The sequence below is a fragment of the Pseudomonas sp. PVC-5-1 genome (assembly GCF_057444345.1).
This window is the reverse complement of the sequence record NZ_CM172024.1, coordinates 2792145-2811662: the sequence shown is the minus strand read 5'-3', so window position 1 is coordinate 2811662 and position 19518 is coordinate 2792145. Positions and strand designations below refer to the sequence as shown.

General features: G+C 64.8%; 19 protein-coding genes. 16 read left to right on the top strand and 3 right to left on the bottom strand.

Going from position 1 to position 19518, the window contains the following annotated elements; all coding sequences use genetic code 11:
- Positions 1-65 precede the first annotated feature (65 nt).
- From AC2T3R_RS12785 to AC2T3R_RS12735, 11 genes are all read left to right on the top strand, one after another.
- Complete coding sequence (locus AC2T3R_RS12785) at positions 66-347, top strand: peptidylprolyl isomerase (RefSeq protein ID WP_015270259.1); 282 nt, start codon at positions 66-68, stop codon at positions 345-347.
- 13 nt (positions 348-360) lie between these two features.
- Positions 361-2304 (top strand): extracellular solute-binding protein, encoded by a 1944-nt coding sequence (locus AC2T3R_RS12780; RefSeq protein ID WP_486745237.1) that lies wholly within the window; start codon positions 361-363, stop codon positions 2302-2304.
- On the top strand, positions 2301-3359 hold the full coding sequence (locus AC2T3R_RS12775) for a microcin C ABC transporter permease YejB (RefSeq protein WP_123084157.1): 1059 nt from the start codon (positions 2301-2303) through the stop codon (positions 3357-3359). Before AC2T3R_RS12780 ends, AC2T3R_RS12775 begins: the two co-directional genes overlap by 4 nt.
- Positions 3359-4375 carry an ABC transporter permease gene (locus AC2T3R_RS12770; RefSeq protein ID WP_367069660.1) on the top strand — a complete coding sequence of 339 codons (1017 nt, stop codon included), beginning with the start codon at positions 3359-3361 and terminating at the stop codon, positions 4373-4375. The genes AC2T3R_RS12775 and AC2T3R_RS12770 overlap by 1 nt, the downstream gene beginning before the upstream one ends.
- 119 nt (positions 4376-4494) lie before the next feature.
- Complete coding sequence (locus AC2T3R_RS12765) at positions 4495-5877, top strand: sigma-54 interaction domain-containing protein (RefSeq protein ID WP_015270254.1); 1383 nt, start codon at positions 4495-4497, stop codon at positions 5875-5877.
- Between the two features lie 268 nt (positions 5878-6145).
- Positions 6146-7537: a GntP family permease gene (locus tag AC2T3R_RS12760; RefSeq protein WP_023660864.1), complete on the top strand. Its 1392-nt coding sequence runs from the start codon at positions 6146-6148 to the stop codon at positions 7535-7537.
- Between the two features lie 10 nt (positions 7538-7547).
- Positions 7548-8318 carry a 3-hydroxybutyrate dehydrogenase gene (gene hbdH / locus AC2T3R_RS12755; protein ID WP_023660865.1) on the top strand — a complete coding sequence of 257 codons (771 nt, stop codon included), beginning with the start codon at positions 7548-7550 and terminating at the stop codon, positions 8316-8318.
- Positions 8319-8373: 55 nt separating this feature from the next.
- Positions 8374-8853 (top strand): serine protease inhibitor ecotin, encoded by a 480-nt coding sequence (eco, locus tag AC2T3R_RS12750; protein ID WP_486745236.1) that lies wholly within the window; start codon positions 8374-8376, stop codon positions 8851-8853.
- A gap of 143 nt (positions 8854-8996) precedes the next feature.
- Positions 8997-10949, top strand: a complete 1953-nt coding sequence (locus AC2T3R_RS12745; RefSeq protein WP_486745235.1) for an acetoacetate--CoA ligase — start codon at positions 8997-8999, stop codon at positions 10947-10949.
- A gap of 208 nt (positions 10950-11157) precedes the next feature.
- Entirely contained in the window at positions 11158-11433 is a 276-nt protein-coding gene (locus AC2T3R_RS12740) for a peptidylprolyl isomerase (protein ID WP_013972552.1), read from the top strand.
- A gap of 113 nt (positions 11434-11546) precedes the next feature.
- Entirely contained in the window at positions 11547-14042 is a 2496-nt protein-coding gene (locus tag AC2T3R_RS12735) for an autotransporter family protein (RefSeq protein ID WP_486745234.1), read from the top strand.
- Here the strand turns inward: AC2T3R_RS12735 and AC2T3R_RS12730 are convergent.
- A complete protein-coding gene (locus AC2T3R_RS12730) occupies positions 14039-14662 on the bottom strand; it encodes a LysE family translocator (RefSeq protein ID WP_182329280.1) in 624 nt (207 codons plus the stop codon). The genes AC2T3R_RS12735 and AC2T3R_RS12730 overlap by 4 nt on opposite strands.
- A gap of 131 nt (positions 14663-14793) precedes the next feature.
- Between AC2T3R_RS12730 and AC2T3R_RS12725 the strand changes: the two genes are divergently transcribed.
- Positions 14794-15603: an AraC family transcriptional regulator gene (locus AC2T3R_RS12725; protein ID WP_486745233.1), complete on the top strand. Its 810-nt coding sequence runs from the start codon at positions 14794-14796 to the stop codon at positions 15601-15603.
- Between the two features lie 211 nt (positions 15604-15814).
- Positions 15815-16429, top strand: coding sequence for a LysE family translocator (locus AC2T3R_RS12720; protein WP_486745232.1), 615 nt, complete (start codon positions 15815-15817; stop codon positions 16427-16429).
- On the opposite strand, the gene AC2T3R_RS12715 is transcribed toward AC2T3R_RS12720, so the two are convergent.
- The gene (locus AC2T3R_RS12715) at positions 16395-17102 is read right to left on the bottom strand and encodes a metallophosphoesterase (RefSeq protein ID WP_013972547.1); all 708 of its coding nucleotides are present in this window, start codon (positions 17100-17102) and stop codon (positions 16395-16397) included. The two genes, AC2T3R_RS12720 and AC2T3R_RS12715, sit on opposite strands and share 35 nt — an antisense overlap.
- Before the next feature lie 75 nt (positions 17103-17177).
- Between AC2T3R_RS12715 and AC2T3R_RS12710 the strand changes: the two genes are divergently transcribed.
- The 3 genes from AC2T3R_RS12710 to AC2T3R_RS12700 all read left to right on the top strand — a co-directional run bounded on the left by AC2T3R_RS12710 (position 17178) and on the right by AC2T3R_RS12700 (position 18752).
- Positions 17178-17693, top strand: a complete 516-nt coding sequence (locus AC2T3R_RS12710; protein WP_182329277.1) for a DUF3016 domain-containing protein — start codon at positions 17178-17180, stop codon at positions 17691-17693.
- A gap of 76 nt (positions 17694-17769) precedes the next feature.
- On the top strand, positions 17770-18513 hold the full coding sequence (locus tag AC2T3R_RS12705) for a carbon-nitrogen hydrolase family protein (protein WP_486745231.1): 744 nt from the start codon (positions 17770-17772) through the stop codon (positions 18511-18513).
- Positions 18510-18752, top strand: a complete 243-nt coding sequence (locus AC2T3R_RS12700; RefSeq protein ID WP_003258792.1) for a hypothetical protein — start codon at positions 18510-18512, stop codon at positions 18750-18752. Before AC2T3R_RS12705 ends, AC2T3R_RS12700 begins: the two co-directional genes overlap by 4 nt.
- A 24-nt stretch (positions 18753-18776) precedes the next feature.
- Here the strand turns inward: AC2T3R_RS12700 and AC2T3R_RS12695 are convergent, their stop codons facing one another.
- Complete coding sequence (locus AC2T3R_RS12695) at positions 18777-19256, bottom strand: methylated-DNA--[protein]-cysteine S-methyltransferase (RefSeq protein WP_486745230.1); 480 nt, start codon at positions 19254-19256, stop codon at positions 18777-18779.
- Positions 19257-19518: the final 262 nt, after the last annotated feature.

Genomic DNA, 19518 nt, shown 5'->3' with positions numbered 1-19518 from the left:
CCTGGCGAGACATACCCTGGACAAGTGCGCTAGGCTTGCCTTTTTTACCCCAAGGAGCAGTACCCATGGCCCGTGCAACCGCCCGCCACATCCTGGTCAGCAGCATCGATAAATGCAACGAACTGAAAGCCCAGATCGAAGCAGGCGCCGACTTCGCTGAAATCGCCAAAGCCAACTCCACCTGCCCGTCCAGCCGCCAGGGCGGTGACCTGGGCTCGTTCGGCCCGGGCCAGATGGTCAAGGAGTTCGACACCGTGGTGTTCAGCGCCCCGATCAATACCGTGCAAGGCCCGGTGAAGACCCAGTTCGGCTACCACCTGCTGGAAGTGACCAGCCGCCAGGACTGATTCACCTGTTCAGGTGATGAGATCCCCTGTGGGAGCGGGCATGCCCGCGAATGCGTCAGCCCGTACAACGAGGCTGCCTGATCTGACGCATTCGCGGGCACGTCGCAGCGGCGCACCGCCGCTCCCACAGAGATTGTGGTGCCTGTTCCTGCTTTGCCTGGCTTTCAACGCCCACGCCGCCTCCACCCACGCCCTCACCGTCTACGGCGAAGCCCCCCGTTACAGCGCCAGCTTCCAGCATTTCGACTACGTCAACCCCGACGCCCCCAAAGGCGGCATCCTGCGCCGCTCGGCCATCGAGATTGGCCAGTTCGACCATATCCTGCCGTACATCGACAAAGGCATCGGTGTCAGCGAGGTCGATGGCCTGCTGTACGCGCCACTGGCCGTGCGCTCGTTCGATGAACCCTACACCGTCTACGGCCTGATCGCCCGGCGCATGGAGCGCGGCCCGGAGGATGCCTGGCTGCGGTTCGAGATCGACCCGCGTGCCACCTTCGCCGACGGCAAGCCGGTGCGCGCCGAGGACGTACGCTTTACCTTCGAGCTGCTGATGAGCAAGGGCAGCCTGAGGTATCGCACCCAGTTCGCCGATGTTGCCACCGTCGTGGTGGAAAGCCCACACAGCGTGCGCTTCGACTTCAAGCCTGACCACGGCCGCACCCTGCCACTGGACCTCGCCAGCCTGCCGGTTCTGCCCGAACACGACTGGCAGCAGCGCGATTTTGCCAACGGCGCCGGCTTCGACAAGCCGGTCGGCAGCGGGCCGTACCGTATCGGGCGCATCGACAACGGCCGCAGCATCACCTTCCAGCGCGATGCCAACTGGTGGGCGCGCGATCTGCCGGTCAGCCGTGGCCGCTACAATTTCGACAAGCTGCGCATCGAGTACTTCGGTGATACCGAAGTGGCGCGGCAGGTGCTCAAAGGCGGCGGCTACGACTACAACCGCGAATTCTCCGCCACCGCCTACACCCTGGGCTACAACGGCGCGCAACTGGACGACGGCCGCCTGCAGCGCGCCCACCTGGGCCCGGCCAAACCGCAAGTGGCCCAAGGCTTTGTGTTCAACCTCGACCGGCCGCAGTTCAAGGACCGTCGCGTGCGCCAGGCGCTGGGCATGCTGTGGGACTACGAGTGGAGCAACCGGCAGATGATGCGCAACATGTACATCCGCCAGCAGAGCGTGTTCTCCAATACCCCGCTGGCCGCCCGCCAACTGCCGGATGCCGGCGAGTTGAAACTGCTCGAACCATTGCGCGGCAAGGTGCCGGACGAAGTCTTCAGCACCGTGTTCACCGCCCCGGTCACCGATGGTTCGGGGATAATCCGCAAGCAGCAGCTGCAGGCACTGGCGCTGCTCGAACAAGCCGGCTGGCGCCCCGAAGGCGACCGCCTGGTGAACAGCCAGGGCACGCCGTTGGCGTTCACCTTCCTCAACGGCCAGGCAGGCATGGAGCGCCTGCTGCTCCCGTGGAAGCGCAACCTGGCCCAGATTGGCGTGACCCTGGACATCCGCAACGTCGATTCGGCCCAGTACGTCAACCGCCTGATGGCACGTGACTACGACATGATCGTCACCGGCTACCCGGTCACCCTGTCGCCTGGCGCCGAGCTGTACAACTATTTCGGCTCGGCAGCGGCCCACGACCCTGGGTCGAACAACCTGATGGTGCTGCAGGACCCTGCCGTGGACCGCCTGATCGACGGCCTGGTGCGCGCCGACACCCAGGCCGACATGCTGTACCACGCCCATGCCCTGGACCGGGTGCTGCAATGGAACTACTACTGGATCCCCAACTACTACCCACCGGGCAGTTCCACTGTCTGGTGGAACCGCTTCGGCCTGCCCAAGGTCCAGGCTGCCTATGACGAAGGCCTGGACACCTGGTGGGAAGTCAGCCCTGCCGCGCTGACCAACGCACAAATGGCCGAACGCCGGAAATCCTCGCCATGACCACCTACATACTGCGCCGCCTGCTGCTGATCGTCCCGACCCTGCTGGCGATCCTGCTGGTCAACTTCCTGATCGTCCAGGCCGCACCGGGAGGCCCGGTGGAGCAGGCAGTGGCACGCCTGCAAGGTATCGGCGGTGGCGCTCCCGGTGCCCGGGCCGAGGTGGTGCACGGCGAGTCACGTGCCACCCGTGGCCTGGACCCGAAACTGATCGAGGAGATCAAACGCCAGTACGGCTTCGACAAGTCCGCCCCCGAGCGCCTGTGGCTGATGCTGGGCCAGTACGCCCGGCTGGACTTCGGCAACAGCTTCTTCCGCGGCGCCAAGGTCACCGACCTGATCCTCGACAAGTTGCCGGTAACCCTGTCGCTGGGCTTCTGGGCCACGCTGATCACCTACCTGGTGTCGATCCCGCTGGGCATCCGCAAGGCGGTGCGCCATGGCAGCCGCTTCGATGCCTGGAGCAGTGCACTGATCGTGGTCGGCTATGCCCTGCCCTCGTTCCTGTTCGCCCTGTTGCTGATCGTGCTGTTCGCCGGCGGCACCTCGCTGAGCTGGTTCCCGGTGCGCGGCCTGGTCTCGGACAACTTCGACGAGCTCAGCCTGCTGGGCAAGGTCGCCGACTACTTCTGGCACCTGGTGCTGCCGGTCGGCGCCCTGGTGATCGGCGGCTTCGCCACCCTGACGCTGCTGACCAAGAACGCCTTCCTCGACGAGATTTCCCGGCAATACGTGGTTACCGCCCGCGCCAAGGGCCTGAGCGAACGCCGGGTGCTGTATGGCCACGTGCTGCGCAATGCCATGCTGTTGGTGGTGGCGGGGTTGCCGCAGGCGTTGATCACGGTGTTTTTCGCCGGCTCGTTGCTGATCGAGGTGATCTTCTCGCTCGATGGCCTTGGCCGCATGAGTTACGAAGCGGCCGTGTCGCGCGATTACCCGGTGGTGTTCGGCACGCTGTTCATCTTCACCCTGGCGGGCCTGCTGATCCGCCTGATCGGTGACCTGTCGTACACCCTGCTCGACCCGCGTATCGACTTCGACACGAGGGCGCGCTGATGCTTTCGCCGATTTCGCGTCGCCGCCTGCAACGCTTTCGCCGTAACCGCCTGGGCTGGGTTTCGCTGTGGCTGTTCACCGCCCTTTTGCTGCTGAGCCTGTGCGCCGAGCTGGTGGCCAACGACAAACCGCTGCTGCTGGGCTACAAGGGCGACCTGTACGTGCCGGCGCTCAAGCGTTACACCGAGCAGCAGTTCGGCGGCCAGCTGCCGTTCCAGCCAGACTACCGCAGCGCCTATGTACGCCAGTTGATCGAGCAGCAAGGTGGCTGGATGCTGTTCGCCCCCATCCCGTTCAGCGCCGATACCCCAAACTACGACCTGCAAGTGCCCACGCCCAGCCCGCCAAGCGCGAGCAACTGGCTGGGTACCGACGACCAGGGCCGCGACGTGCTGGCCAGGGTGCTGTATGGCACGCGGGTATCCTTGCTGTTCGCCTTCGCCCTGACCGTGGTCAGCGTGCTGATCGGGGTGGCGGCCGGAGCCCTGCAGGGCTACCACGGTGGTTGGGTCGACCTGGTCGGCCAGCGCCTGCTGGAGGTGTGGTCGGGGTTGCCGGTGCTGTACCTGCTGATCATCCTCAGCGGGTTCGTCGAGCCGGACTTCTGGTGGCTGCTGGGGATCATGGCGCTGTTCTCCTGGCTGACCCTGGTCGACGTGGTGCGCGCAGAGTTCCTGCGCGGTCGCAACCTGGAGTACGTCAAGGCCGCCCGAGCGTTGGGGTTGCCAGACAGCCAGGTAATGCTGCGGCACATCCTGCCCAATGCCATGAACGCGACGCTGACCTATGTGCCGTTCATGCTGACCGGGGCGATCACCACCCTGACTGCACTGGATTTTCTCGGGTTCGGCATGCCGGCCGGGAGCGCTTCGCTGGGAGAGCTGGTGACCCAGGGCAAACAGCACCTGGAGGCGCCGTGGCTGGGCTTTACCGCGTTCTTTGCGCTGGCGGTGATCCTGTCGCTGCTGGTGTTTATCGGGGATGCCTTGCGCGAGGCGTTCGACCCCAGGGGATAGGTTTTCAGGTCTGGCCCATTCGCGGGTAAACCCGCCTCAAGGTTTGTGGTGACCCTGTAGGAGCGGGTTTACCCGCGAAGAGGCCAGCCCTGCTTACACAGATTTCAGGATTTCTACCCATGCACGACAGCGACAGCCTCAAGGACTACCCCCAGGTACGACAACTGGCGATCCGCTCGCTGTTCGAAATCATCGAACAGTCCAGCGAAGGCACGGTAATCGTCGACCGCCAGGCGCGCATCGTCTGGATGAACGAGCGCTACGCCCGGCGCTTTGGCCTGGCCGACGCCGCCAGCGCCATCGGCCAACCGTGCGAGGCGGTGATCCCAGGCAGCCTGATGCGCGAGGTGGTGAATAATGGCCGGCCAATCCTGCTGGACATGCTCGACACCCCGAACGAGCCGCTGGTGGTTATGCGCCTGCCCATCCACGACGACCAGGGCGCGCTAATCGGTGCCATCGGCTTTGCCCTGTTCGATGAGTTGCGCAGCCTGTCACCCCTGCTCAAACGCTACTCCAGCATGCAGCAGGAACTGGCCTCGACCCGCTCGCAATTGCGCGCCCGCCAGGCCAAGTACAGCTTCGCCCAGTTCGTCGGCAGCAGCGCCGCCAGCCTGGAGGCCAAGCGCCGCGCCCGGCGTGGCGCAAGCAGTGATTCGCCGGTGTTGCTGCTGGGCGAAACCGGCACCGGCAAGGAACTGCTGGCCCATGCCATCCATGCGGCGTCGGCGCGGGCGCACAAGGCGTTTGTCAGCATCAACAGTGCGGCGATCCCCGAGACGCTGCTGGAAGCCGAATTCTTCGGTACCGCCCCCGGCGCCTTTACCGGCGCCGACCGCAAGGGCCGCAGCGGCAAGCTGCAACTGGCCGAAGGCGGCACGCTGTTCCTCGACGAGATCGGCGACATGCCGCTGGCCCTGCAGAGCAAGCTGCTGCGGGTGTTGCAGGAAAAGGAATACGAGCCGGTAGGCTCGAACCAGATGCTGCGCAGTGATGTGCGCATCATTGCCGCCACTTCCATCGACCTGCAGGCCGCCATCGCCCGCGGGGCATTCCGCGCCGATCTGTATTACCGGCTGAATGTGCTGCCGATCGAGGTGCCACCACTGCGGCAACGGCTGGAGGACCTGCCGGCGCTGTGCGAGGCCATCCTGGGCGAACTGGGCAGCCAGTATGAGCTGGAGGCCGAAGCGCAGCAGCTACTGGCGCGGCATGCATGGCCGGGGAACATTCGCGAGCTGCGCAATGTGCTGGAGCGGGCCACGCTGCTGGCGGATCAGCCGCGGCTGGGGGTGGCGGATCTTCGGGCGGCATTGGGGCCGTTGAGCCCGGTGGCGGGTGAACCTATGCGGCAGACTTACCGTGAGGCCTGTGAGGCATTTGAGCGCGAGCTGATTGTTGGGGCACTGGCCGAACATGGGGGAAATGTGCCGGAAGCTGCGTCGGCGTTAGGACTGGGGCGGTCAACGCTGTATAAGAAGATGGTAGCGCTCGGTCTCTGAGTGGAGACTTTTGTTTCCATTTCGAGACTGTCGCGAGGGCTTTGCCCTCGATCGCGACACAAGGCCGCTCCTACAGGAGATCGCGGTGCACATGTAGGAGCGGCCTTGTGTCGCGATGGGCCGCAAAGCGGCCCCAAAATCTCAAGATAGAGACAAAAATTCAGAGGAAAACAAAATACCCATATAAATCAATGAGTTAAAAACTGGCACGATTCCCGCTATCTCCTGCTCACCGATAAAAACAAGACTCACCCAGGAGATCCACCCGATGACCGTGCTCATCGCCCTAGCCGCTCTGGCCCTGCTGATGCTGGCTGCCTACCGCGGCTACAGCGTAATCCTCTTCGCCCCCATCGCCGCCCTCGGTGCGGTACTGCTCACCGACCCGTCCGCCGTGGCCCCCGCATTCACCGGGGTGTTCATGGAGAAAATGGTCGGCTTCATCAAGCTCTACTTCCCGGTGTTCCTGCTGGGCGCCGTGTTCGGCAAGCTGATCGAGCTGTCCGGTTTCTCGCGCTCGATCGTCGCCGCCGCCATCCGCGTGCTCGGCACCCGCCAGGCGATGCTGGTGATCGTGCTGGTCTGCGCGCTGCTCACCTATGGCGGCGTTTCGCTGTTCGTGGTGGTGTTCGCGGTGTACCCGTTCGCCGCCGAGATGTTCCGCCAGAGCAATATCCCCAAGCGCCTGATCCCGGCAACCATCGCCCTGGGCGCGTTCTCGTTCACCATGGATGCCCTGCCCGGCACCCCGCAGATCCAGAACATCATCCCCAGCACCTTCTTCAACACCACCGCCTGGGCAGCGCCATGGCTGGGCCTGATCGGCACACTGTTCGTGTTCTGCGCCGGCATGGCCTACTTGCAGCGCCAGCGCAACAAGGCCCAGCGCGCCGGTGAAGGCTATGGCAGCGATTTGCGTAACGAACCGGAAACCGCAGCCGACCTGGCGCTGCCCAACCCTTGGCTGGCCCTGTCGCCGCTGCTGCTGGTGGGGGTGATGAACCTGCTGTTCACCCACTGGATCCCGCAGTGGTACGGCCCAAGTCACAGCCTGCAACTGCCCGGCATGAGCGCACCGGTGCAAAGCGATGTGGCCAAGCTCACGGCCATCTGGGCAGTGCAGGCGGCGTTGCTGGTGGGCATCCTGATGGTGCTGGTGTGTGCCTTCGGCGCCATCCGCACCCGCCTGGCCGAAGGCACCAAAAGCGCCGTGGGCGGCGCCTTGCTGGCGGCCATGAACACCGCCTCGGAATACGGCTTTGGCGCGGTGATCGCCTCGCTGCCGGGCTTCCTGGTATTGGCCGACGCCCTGCGCGGCATCCCCAACCCACTGGTCAACGAAGCGATTACCGTGACCTTGCTGGCCGGCATCACCGGCTCTGCCTCGGGCGGCATGAGCATCGCCCTGGCGGCCATGGGCGACACCTTCATCGCCGCCGCCAATGCCGCCAACATCCCGCTCGAAGTACTGCACCGCGTGGCCGCCATGGCCAGCGGTGGCATGGACACCCTGCCGCACAACGGTGCGGTCATCACCCTGCTGGCCGTGACCGGGCTGACCCACCGCGAGGCCTACAAGGACATTTTCGGTATTACCCTGATCAAGACCCTGGCGGTGTTCGTGGTCATCGCCACGTTCTACGCCACCGGCATCGTCTAAGGAGCTTTGCATGACCCTCAAAGGCAAGACCGCTCTCGTCACCGGTTCCACCAGCGGCATCGGCCTGGGCATTGCCCAGGTGCTGGCCCGCGCAGGCGCCAACATCGTGCTCAACGGCTTCGGCGACCCTGCACCGGCGCTGGCGGAGATCGCCCGGCACGGGGTGAAGGTAGTCCATCACCCGGCCGACCTCTCGGACGTGGCCCAGATCGAAGCGCTGTTCGCCGTGGCCGCGCGCGAGTTCGGCGACGTCGACATCCTGGTCAACAACGCCGGTATCCAGCACGTGGCGCCAGTGGAACAGTTCCCGCTGGAAAGCTGGGACAAGATCATCGCCCTCAACCTGTCGGCCGTGTTCCACGCTACGCGACTGGCCCTGCCTGGCATGCGCACGCGCAATTGGGGGCGCATCATCAACATCGCTTCCGTGCACGGCCTGGTCGGCTCTACCGGCAAGGCGGCCTATGTGGCGGCCAAGCACGGCGTGGTCGGCCTGACCAAGGTGGTGGGCCTGGAAACCGCCACCAGCAACGTCACCTGCAACGCCATTTGCCCTGGCTGGGTGTTGACCCCGCTGGTGCAAAAGCAGATCGACGATCGTGCCGCCAACGGTGGCGATCCGCTGCAAGCGCAGCACGATCTGCTGGCAGAAAAACAGCCATCGCTGGCCTTCGTCACCCCCGAGCACCTGGGTGAGCTGGTACTATTCCTGTGCAGCGAGGCCGGTAGCCAGGTTCGCGGTGCCGCCTGGAACGTCGATGGTGGCTGGTTGGCCCAGTGACGGGCGGCCTGGGCCTGGCGGCGGTCTTGCATTCGTTTATCTGCAAGGAGGCCCTATGCGCCCAACCCCGATGACCGCGATTCTGGCCCTGACCCTGGCTGCCGCCGCACCCGCGATGGCAGCCAGCCTGAAGGACGTCGCGCCCTACCCCGAGGCGGAAAAAGGCTTCACCCGGCAGGTCATCCACCTGCCGGCCCAGGCTGATGAGTCGGCCTATCAACTGGAAATCCTCGCCGGCAAGACCCTGAAGGTGGACTGCAATCGTCAGCGCCTGGGCGGCAGCCTGGAGGAACGCACCCTGGAAGGCTGGGGCTACAGCTACTACCGCCTGGACAAGGTCAGCGGCCCGGCCAGCACACTGATGGCCTGCCCCGATGGCAAGAAGACCGAGACCTTCGTGCCAGTGGTCGGTGAAGGCTTCATGCTGCGCTACAACAGCAAGCTGCCGGTGGTGGTGTATGTGCCCAAGGACGTCGAAGTGCGCTACCGCGTCTGGACCGCGTCGCAGGACGTGCAAAAGGCTAAAGTAGAGTAAAACGCAAGCCTTTGGCCTTGATGGTGCCTTCATCGCCGGCAAGCCGGCTCCCACAGGTTGGTCACTGCACTCAAGACCTGTGAGGTTCCTGTGGGAGCTGGCTTGCCGGCGATGGGGCCCTTGCAGGCAACAGGAGGTTCGGCATGAACGATGTGCTCTGGCGCCCCTCCACGGCGCAGATCGAGGCCAGCCGGATGGATGCCTTCCGCCGCCGGGTCAACCTGCGCTACAACCTGCAACTCGACGACTATCAGGCGCTGCACCGCTGGAGCATCGAGCAGCGCCCTGCCTTCTGGCAAACCCTTGCCGACTATTTTCACGTTCACTGGCATACCCCGCCGAGCCAGGTGCTCAGCGAAGGGCCGCAGATGCCCGATGCCCAGTGGTTCGCCAACGCCACCCTCAACTTCGCCGAACACCTGCTGCGCCGCCGTGACGACCGCCCGGCCCTGGTCGCCGTGCGCGAAGACGGCCAGCGTCAGCTGTTCACCCATGCCCAGCTGGCCGCCCAGGTGGCCGGCCTGCAAACAGCCTTGAAGGCCACCGGCATCGTCCCCGGCGACCGCGTAGCCGCCATCATGCCCAATACCTGGCAGACACTGGTCGCCATGCTTGCCTGCACCAGCCTCGGTGCGGTGTGGTCCAGCTCCTCGCCCGAGTTTGGCGTGCACGGCATCATCGACCGCTTCGGTCAGATCGAGCCCAAGCTGCTGATCGCCTGCGCCGGGTACCAGTACGCAGGCAAGGCCATCGACCAGGTGGACAAGGTCAACCAGGTGTGCGCGCAGCTGCCCGGGCTGGAACAGTTGATCGTGGTACCCCACACCCGCAGCGGAACGCGTGTCGATGAATTCCAGGCCGCCAATGTCAGCCTGTGGGACGAGTTCTATCAGCCCGGCGGCGAGCCCCGCTTCACCCCGCTGCCCTTCGATCACCCGCTGTACATCCTGTATTCCAGCGGCACCACCGGCGTACCCAAGTGCATCGTCCACCGCGCTGGCGGCGTGTTGTTGCAGCACCTGAAGGAACATGGCCTGCACAATGACCTGAAAGCCGATGACGTACTGTTCTACTACACCACCTGCGGCTGGATGATGTGGAACTGGCTGGTCAGCGGCCTGGCGGTGGGCGCCACGCTGGTGCTGTATGACGGCTCGCCCTTCCATCCCGGCCCCGAGCGGCTGCTGGACCTGATCGACGCCGAGGATATCCAGGCCTTCGGTACCAGCGCCAAGTACCTGGCGGCACTGGAGCAGGCGGGCCTGGAGCCTGCGGCAAGCCACCGCCTGGCGCGCTTGCGCCTGCTACTGTCCACCGGCTCGCCACTGTCGCCACACAGCTACGACTACGTGTACCGCAAGATCAAGGCCGACCTGTGCCTGGCGTCGATGTCCGGCGGTACCGATATCGTCTCTTGCTTCGTGCTGGGCAACCCGACCCTTCCAGTGCGCCGTGGCGAGATCCAGTGCAAGGGCCTGGGCATGGCGGTGGAGGTGTGGAACGAGCATGGCCAGCCGGTGCTGGGCGAAAAAGGCGAGCTGGTGTGCACGCGCAACTTCCCGTCCATGCCGCTGGGGTTCTGGAAGGACACGGACGGCAGCCGCTATCACGACGCCTACTTCAGCCAGTTCCCGGGGGTGTGGGCCCAGGGCGACTACGCCGAACAGCGTGCCGACGGCGGGCTGGTGATTCATGGCCGCTCCGATGCCGTGCTCAACCCCGGTGGCGTGCGCATTGGCACGGCGGAGATCTACCGCCAGGTGGAAAAGGTCGAGCAGGTGCTGGAAAGCGTGGCCATCGGCCAGGACTGGCAAGGCGATGTGCGGGTGGTGCTGTTCGTTCGCCTGCGTGACGGCCTGCAGCTGGATGAGGCCCTGCGCCAGTACATCCGCCAGGTGATCCGCCAGTACACCACGCCCCGTCATGTACCGGCGGTGATCGCCCAGGTCAATGACATCCCGCGTACCATCAGCGGCAAGCTGGTGGAGTTGGCGATACGCAATGTGGTGCATGGCTTGCCGGTGAAGAACACCGACGCCCTGGCCAACCCCGAGGCGCTGGAGCAGTTCCGGGATCGCGAGGAGTTGCAAACCTGACCCTTGTCACCGTCCCTGTAGGAGCGGCCTTGTGTCGCGATGGGGCGCGAAGCGGCCCCAGGTTTTCAGCTTCGCAGCACAGGTTGCCGGGGCCGCTTCGCGCCCCATCGCGACACAAGGCCGCTCCTACAAGGGACGCGTAATCGCCTCAGCACAAAACTATGAGGCATAATGCCCACTTTTTCCGCCCCAGAAGCACAGGTACCCCATGAAAGCCCAAGCCCGCCACATCCTGGTCAAGACCGCTGACGAAGCCGAAAAGCTCAAGCAGCGCATCGCCAATGGCGAGGCTTTCGACGTGCTCGCAAAAAAGTTCTCCACCTGCCCTTCGGGCAAGCGTGGCGGCGACCTGGGTGAAATCCGCCCGGGGCAGATGGTCGGCGCCATCGACCAGGTGATCTTCAAGAAGCCCCTGCGCGTGGTGCACGGGCCGATCAAGAGCAAGTTCGGCTACCACCTGGTGCAGACGTTCTACCGCGACTAATCCAAGTAGCCCTTTGCCACCTGACATTTTTGCCAGTTGTGGCCATGACGCACTCCTCTATACAACCCCGGTAACCCTGCGGGCCACGTGTGACGCGCAGGACTTCCTGGAGAATGGAGGCTTTCCTGATGCGTCTACGCCTGATGCTGACCCTGGGCTCGCTACCCCTGTTGGGCATGGCCATGCCCGCCGCACAAGCAGCTTGCGCCTTCACACCCAGCCCGGGTAACGATACTTACACCTGTGACAGCGGTAACGCGCCCTCGCTGGTGGATACCGGCGGCGACAACCGCCTGGTGTTCCCTGCAGACGGTAGCGGCGCGGTTACCGACAATGTCACCTTCGGTGCGGGCAGGGACGGTATCGACATGGCCTCCGGCAGCATCGGCGGCAACGTCAACCAAGGCTCAGGCATCGACGACTTCGTCATGAGCGATGGCGTCATCGAGGGCAACCTCAACCAGGGCGATGGCCTGGACACCTTTCATATGAAAGGCGGCTGGATCAAGGGCACATTTGATAGCGGCGACTATGCCGAAATGGACGCCGGGCGCATCGGCAACGTCAATATGCGCCTGGACCAGAACACCTTCATCATGCGCGGCGGCAGTGTCGACAGGAACCTGATCACTGCCTTTGACAAGGATTACGTGGAAATCTTTGACGGCAGCATCGGCGGCAATATCAGCGTCAGCGGTGGCGATGACTGGGTGCTGGTGCATGGCGGCCAGGTTGGCGGCGATGTGCTGCTAAGCACTGGCAATGACCGCTTCACCTGGGACGGTGGCCGCATCGGTGGGCAAGTCGATGCGGGACCGGGTGATGACGCGGCACTGCTCAAACGGCTGAAACCCGAGGTGCTGGCCATTGCCCTGGACGGCGGTGAGGGTAACGATAGCCTGACCTTTGACGCCAGCCGGGCAGTTGGCGGCGCCCGTTATGTCAACTGGGAGCGCATGGCGTTGAACAACGGCAGCCAGCTCGCACTCGATGACACGCTAGTTCTGGGGGATACCAACAGCACCACCGGCAGCTTCACCATCGACGCCAGCAGTACCGTCATGTCACGCCAAGGTGTAATCGGTGCCTTTGGCCCGGACCAGAGCGTTGCGCTGAACAACGCGGGCACTATCGATCTGGGCAGCGGTAATGACGCCCAGGGCCGGCTGACCGTCCAGGGCGACTACGCCGGCCACAACGGTACCCTGCGCCTGAACAGCGTGCTGGCCGGCGACGGCGCCGCCTCCGATCGCCTGGTGGTCAGCCGTGGTGCGATTGGCGGCTCTACCCAGCTGCTCATCAACAACCTCAACGGCGCTGGCGCGGCGACGGCGCAAAACGGTATTCAGGTCGTCGAGGCCCGTGACGGCGCCACCAGCGGCGCCACCGCCTTTGTACAGACACAAACGCTGTCTGTTGGCGCCTACGACTACCGGCTGTTCAAAGGTGGTGTAACCGCTGGCAGTGAAAACAGCTGGTACCTGCGCTCGAGTCTGGTCGCAGCGCCCGCGCCGGCCCCTGTCCCGGAACCCGGCCAGCCGTCGCAACCCGGCGAGCCACCAGTGATCGCCCCGGCTGCCACGCCACCTATCGCCGCTCCAGCGCCCGGCCAGGTCGAGCTGCCTGCCCCGATCCAAGGCGAGAGCCTGCCGCTGTACCGGCCTGAAGTCCCGCTGTACGCCGCAGCGCCACGGGGCGCCGCGATCATCGCCCGCCTGGCCTTGGGCACGTTCCACCAGCGTCAGGGCGACCAGCAGCTGCTGCAGGGTGACGGCGCCCTGCCTGCCAGTTGGGGCCAGGCCTATGGCGGCGCGCTACGTCAGCAATGGAGCGGCACGGTCAGCCCGAGCCTGGATGGCGACCTGTACGGCTTCAAGGTGGGCCAGGACCTGTATGCCAAGGTTGGCGACAGCGGTTATCGCCAGCACATCGGTATCTACGTCAGCCATAGCCGTCTGGACGCCGACGTCAAAGGCTTCGCCCTCGCCGTGGAGAACCGCAGCGTCGGTGACCTGGAGCTTGATGGCGACAGCGTCGGCGCCTACTGGACGCTGGTCGGACCGCAAGGTGGCTACCTCGACGCCGTGCTGCAGTACACCAACCTGGATGGCCGGGCGCGTTCGGACCGTGGTGACAAGCTGAACATCGACGGCCACGCCTGGACCGCATCACTGGAATCCGGCTATCCCATCGCCCTGTCCGAACGCTGGGTACTGGAGCCGCAGGCTCAGGTGATCGCGCAAAAAGTCTCGCTCGACAGCGCCAGCGATAGCGTCTCCCACATCAGCCACGACGCCCAGGCCGAGCTGACCGGCCGACTGGGGGTTCGGCTCGAGGGGGCCTTCAAAGGCAGCAGCGACCGCCTGTTGCAACCCTATGCGCAAGTCAACCTGTGGCACGGCGACGGTGGCCGCGATACCTTGACCTTCGATGGCGTCGACAAGATCAAGACCGATTACCGCTATACCTCGGTGCAACTTGAAAGCGGCGTGGTAACGCAGGTCAACGAAGCGCTGAGCCTGCATGGCGGCATGCAGTACACCGCCAACCTGGACAGCCGCCAGCAGGAAGCCAGCGGCGTGAACCTGGGCCTGCGCTGGCAGTTCTAGCGCCGCGCAGCCAGCAGCCCGAGGCCGGCGCAGCCCAGCAATGAGGCGCTGACCCGGTTGAACAGCCGGCGTGGGCCGGGCTGGCTGAACCAGCGCTGCATGTACGCCCCCAGGCCGGCGTAGATGGCGATGGCGGCCCATTCCAGCAACAGGAACAACGCACCCAACCAAAGGAACTGCTCGCTCACCGGAGTGGTACTGCCGACCGAAACGAACTGCGGCAGGAACGCGGTGAAGATCAGGATAGCCTTCGGATTACCAGCAGCCATCCAGAACTCCTGGCGTATCAGACGCCAAGTGCCGTGCGGCTGATCACCTGCAACCGCGGCCTCGCCCACCGGTGCCCGCCACAGTTGCCAGGCGATATAGAACAAGTAGGCCGCCCCCGCCAACTTGATGGCCAGGAACAGGTATTCGCTGGTGTGCAGCACCACTGCCAGGCCCATCGCCGCCAGGGCGATCATGCCGCTGAAGGCGACGATGCGCCCGCCACCGGCCACGCAGGCCGTACGCAGGCCGTAACGGCTGGCATTATGCAGCGACAGCAGGTTGTTCGGCCCCGGCGCCATGTTCAGGGCGAAACAGGCGGGGATGAAAAGCAGCAGGCTTGAAAGGTCCATTATCGTTTTCCTTTGGCAACAGGCGCCTATTTCGGCGCGTAGCTGGCCTGGTGGTCAAGTTACAGCCAGTGGAAAAAACTGTATGGGTGCACGGCGCCTGATAAGCTGCCTGGCATATCGAGGACCCTGTGATGCCCCGTTCCCATGCCGCGCTGTGGCGCGACCCGGCCCTGCCGCATGTCGAAAGCCGCCGCGCCTGCCATAGCCGCGCCTGCTACAAGCCACACAGCCACCCAACGTTTTCCATCGGTGTGGTGGATGCCGGCCACAGTCATTTCACCGGTGCCGGCAACGGCCAGCAACGCCTGACGCCTGGCACTCTGGTGCTGGTCCCGGCCCGCCGGGTACATGCCTGCAACCCCGAACCCGGGCAAGCGTGGAGCTACCAGATGCTGCATGTGGATGCCGACTGGCTGGCACAGCTGCACCTGGAGTCCGGGCTGGATGGTGCCGGGCCCGGCGAGCCGGCACGTATCTGCCAGGAGCCGGAGGTATATCGGCAGTTCTGCGAACTGAACAGTTTGCTGTTTTCCAGCGCCAGCAATAGTGAGAAGGATGCCGCGCTGATTGCCTTTCTGGGTGACCTGGATTTTGCCAGGCACGCGCCGCTGGCACCGGCACCGGCCCTGGGGGCGACCGCGTTGAGTGGGCTGATTGCGCATATCGAAGGCCAGGACCCGGCACAGTTGAGCCTGGCGGTACTCGCGCGGGAGGCCGGGCTTGGGCGCTACCAGTTGATTCGCGCATTTCGCGCGGCCACCGGGTTTACGCCGCATGCCTACCTGCTCAATGCCCGGGTCAACCGTGGGCGGCAATTGTTGGGTGAAGGGCAGGCCCTGGCGGAGGTGGCCTATCGGCTCGGTTTTGCCGACCAAAGCCATTTCCAGCGGGTGTTCAAGGCCCATGTGGGGGTGACACCGGGGCAGTATCGGGGAGACTGAAGGCCCGCGCGGTCTCTGTAGGAGCGGCCTTGTGTCGCGATGGGGCGCGAAGCGGCCCCAGGTTTTCAGCTCCGCCGCACAGATTGCCGGGGCTGCTGCGCAGCCCTTTCGCGACACAAGGCCGCTCCTACAGGGGCCTGCAATATTGTTCAATACGGCATTTGCGCTGAGGGGCAGAGTCAGGCTTTTCCGCCAGAGCAGCCACACCCCAATGCAACAGTTCCTGATCATCGCCCTTGCCCACTTCCTCGCCCTGCTCTCTCCCGGCCCGGACTTCTTCCTGGTCGCACGCACTTCGGTCAACGCCGGCTGGCGCGTCGCGAGCGGCGCCTGCCTGGGTATCGCCCTGGCCAATGGCGTGTTCATCGCCATGGCTTTCACCGGCTTGTCGGTGCTGCAAGAAGGCAGCCTGCTGTTCACCGCCCTGCAACTGGCCGGCGCCGGCTACCTGATGTACATCGGCACCCTGTTCCTGCGCCATGCCGGGCAAACCAGCCTGGGCACAGTCGCTGGCAAGCAGACCGCCCAAGGGTGGTGGCGTGGATTGGGCATGGGGTTCCTGTCCGGCATCCTCAACCCCAAGAATGCGCTGTTCTATGCCAGCCTGGTCAGCTTGGTCGCCAACGCCAGCATTGCCTGGAAGGCAACCTGTGCCCTGTGGATGTTCAGCATCGTGCTGCTGTGGGACTTGCTGATTGCCGTGGCCATCGGCAACCCGCTATTGCTGCGGCGCTTCGCCCGCAGCCTGCCCTGGCTGGAACGGGCCTCCGGGGCCATGCTGGTGCTATTGGCTACGGCACTGTTGTTTCACCTGGCCTGGGGCTGACCAGTTGCAGGGTCCGCATGTCCATCAAGGTGAAATGGCCACTGGCCCAGCCGCCAGTGTCCAGGTGCCAGACGTTGCCAAGCAGCTTGGCCTCCAGCACCGGTGTGTGGCCCACCAACAAGGCACGCAGGCCCTGCACGGGCGCGGTATCGCCTACCTTCAGGCGCCGCCGCGACCATTGGCACACCTCCCGTACCTGCGGGTCGTCATCCAGTTCCAGCCAGGTCCTCAACACCGTCCAGTCGGCGTACGGGCTGTCGGCATGCAGCAGGCCTACCAGGCCGGCCGCACTTTCAACCTCTATCGCGATCGGCAGCTGCTCGAAGCGCTCGACGAAACGTAACTGCCGAGCCCTCGGCAGGTCCAGAAACCAGCCACCCCCGGCGGCGCGGTACATGTCCAGATCGAGCCGCCCGCCGCGCACGCGGGTAATCGCCAGGGCCTCATGATTACCCTGCACGGCATGGAACCAGGGCTGCGCCAGCCAATCCAGCGCCGCCTCGCTGTCCGGGCCACGGTCGACCAGGTCCCCCACGCTGAACAGGCGGTCCACGGCCGGATCGAACCCCACCCCATCCAGGCATTGCTGCAGGCGCTGGAAGTGACCATGGATATCGCCCACCGCCAGGTCACGCCCCCGCAGGTTGGCAATCAGACGCCGAAACCGTGCCATTACAATCTTCCTCTGCTGGTGCCGCCATGCCAGGGGTAAAATGGAGGCACACACAATCTGCCCCGGAGGTGCATCATGCGTACCGCCCTCGCGTGTGCCGTGCTCATTGCGCTGTCACTGGACAGCATGGCACAAGGTGCCCCGGCCGCGCAGGTCGAGGTACGTTTCGACCATCCGGAAAAATTCCGCGATGCCAGCCTTGACAGCCACGGGTACGAGCGTGGCGCCGACGCCTATGTGATGAAAACCCTGACCCAGTACCTGCAGAAGCTTGGCCAACGCTACCTGCAACCTGGCCAGCAACTGGTCATCGACATTCGCGACATCGACCTGGCCGGGCGTTTCGAGCCCTGGCACAGCCAGGCCTACGATGTACGCTTCATGCGCGAAATCACCTGGCCGACCATCGACCTCAGCTACACCCTCAGCCAACCGGGCAAACCCGACCAGCAGGCGCAGGAAAGGGTCAGCGACAAGATGTACCTCAGCCGCCCGGGCCGGGTCACGAGCAGCAGCGACCGCCTGTATGCCGAAAAGGCCATGCTCGACGACTGGTTCCGCCAGCGTTTCGCCGTCCACCCGGCATCCTGAAAATCCCTTCATTGGTACAGGCGTTGGTGCCGGTAGTATGCTCGGCCCTTCAACCTGTACCAGGGAAGGGTTTTTCATGAAGTTGTGCGCCGTGCAACTGGCATCGCTCAAGGGCGATGTGCAAGCCAACCTCGAACGCCACCTGGCCTGCATCGAACAGGCCGCGGCCCTTGGTGCCGAACTGGTGGTATTTCCCGAACTGTCGCTGACCGGCTATGAGCCAACCCTCGCGCGCCAGGCCGCCCTGCCAGTCAGTTCGGCACGGCTGGACCCGCTGCAGGCAGCCTGCGACCGGTTTGGTATCACTGTCGCAGCGGGCCTGCCACTGCCGACCCCTGATGGCATTCGTATCGGCATGCCAATTCTCAGCCCCGGTGTACCGCGCCAGGCCTATGCCAAGCGGCGCCTGCATGATGATGAACTGCCCTGGTTCACCCCAGGCGATCAAGCCTTGCTGCTGCAGGTGGGCGCGCACCGGGTAGCGCCTGCGATCTGCTACGAATCGATGTTCATGGCGCATGCGGTAGCCGCGCGGGAACACGGCGCCGACCTGTATCTGGTCAGTGTGGCGAAAACTGCCAAGGGCATTCGCGAGGGTTACCTGCACTACTCCGAGGTAGCTCGAGAGCTGGCCATGGCAGTGTTGCTGGCCAACTGCGTGGGGCCGGCCGACACCTTCATCGGCGCTGGCGGCTCGGCGGCGTGGGACAGCCAGGGGCGCTTGCTGGCCAGCCTGGACGACCACAGCGAAGGGCTGATCGTGCTGGACACCGCCAGCGCCAGTGCCATGGCGGTGCCCTTGGCCCCGCACCCGTCATGATCTATCTGTTCCTGGCGTTGCTGAGCTACGCCTGTACCTATTACCTGACGGGGCTGCTCATCCATGGGCAACTGGCCGATATAGCCGAGGGCTTGCGCCACCGGCCTGATGCGCCGACACCCGGCGAGTATCTGCGTGCAGTCAAGCCCCATGCGCGCCGGGCCCATCGGCAGTACACCCTGATGGCCGGCTCGGCGTTGGCCCTACTGGTCTGCCTGGCCGCCAGCTGGTTCTGCTGACACCTAAAGGTCCAGTGCCAGGCTTTACCGGCCTTCCAGCGCCAGCAGATACTGCTTTGCCGCGAGGCCACCGGCAAAGCCGGTCAGGCTGCCAGAAGCACCGATTACCCGATGACACGGGGCGATGATCGAAATCGGGTTGCGGCCATTGGCGGCGCCTACCGCACGCACCGCGCTGGGGTTGCCGATCTGCCGGGCGATGTCGCTGTAGCTGCGGGTTTCACCGAACGGTATCGCCAACAGCGCGGCCCACACCTGTCGCTGGAATTCGGTGCCGGCAAAATCCAGCGCCAGTTCGAAGCGCTGGCGTTTGCCGGCAAAGTACTCGCCGAGCTGGCGGGCGGTTTCCAGCAGTACCGGGCACTGGTCATCGCGGTGCAGGGCGCCAAGGCGCACGCGGTTTTCCCGCTCCTCTTCCCAGAGTACGGCTGCCAGGCACTCGCCACGGGCTACCAGGGTCAAGGTGCCGACGGGCGACTGCATGAAGGTGAATGCGCTGGACATAAGCAGGCTCCTGCCAGGTTGCGATCAACCTACTGTACGCATCCCCAGTTCTGCCTACATCCGCTTTCTTGCTCAGGCAATCACGCAAGCGGAACATCGGCGTCGGCATATTGCCCGGTCCAGAGTGCCCTCCACCGCGTCGCCTGCTTCGCGGGTGAACCCGCTCCCACAGGGGCCCCACCAGCTGAAGGAATGCGCCGTACCTGTAGGAGCGGGCGCGCCCGCGAACACCGGCGTAGCCGGTGCCATCCTCCGCGTCGCC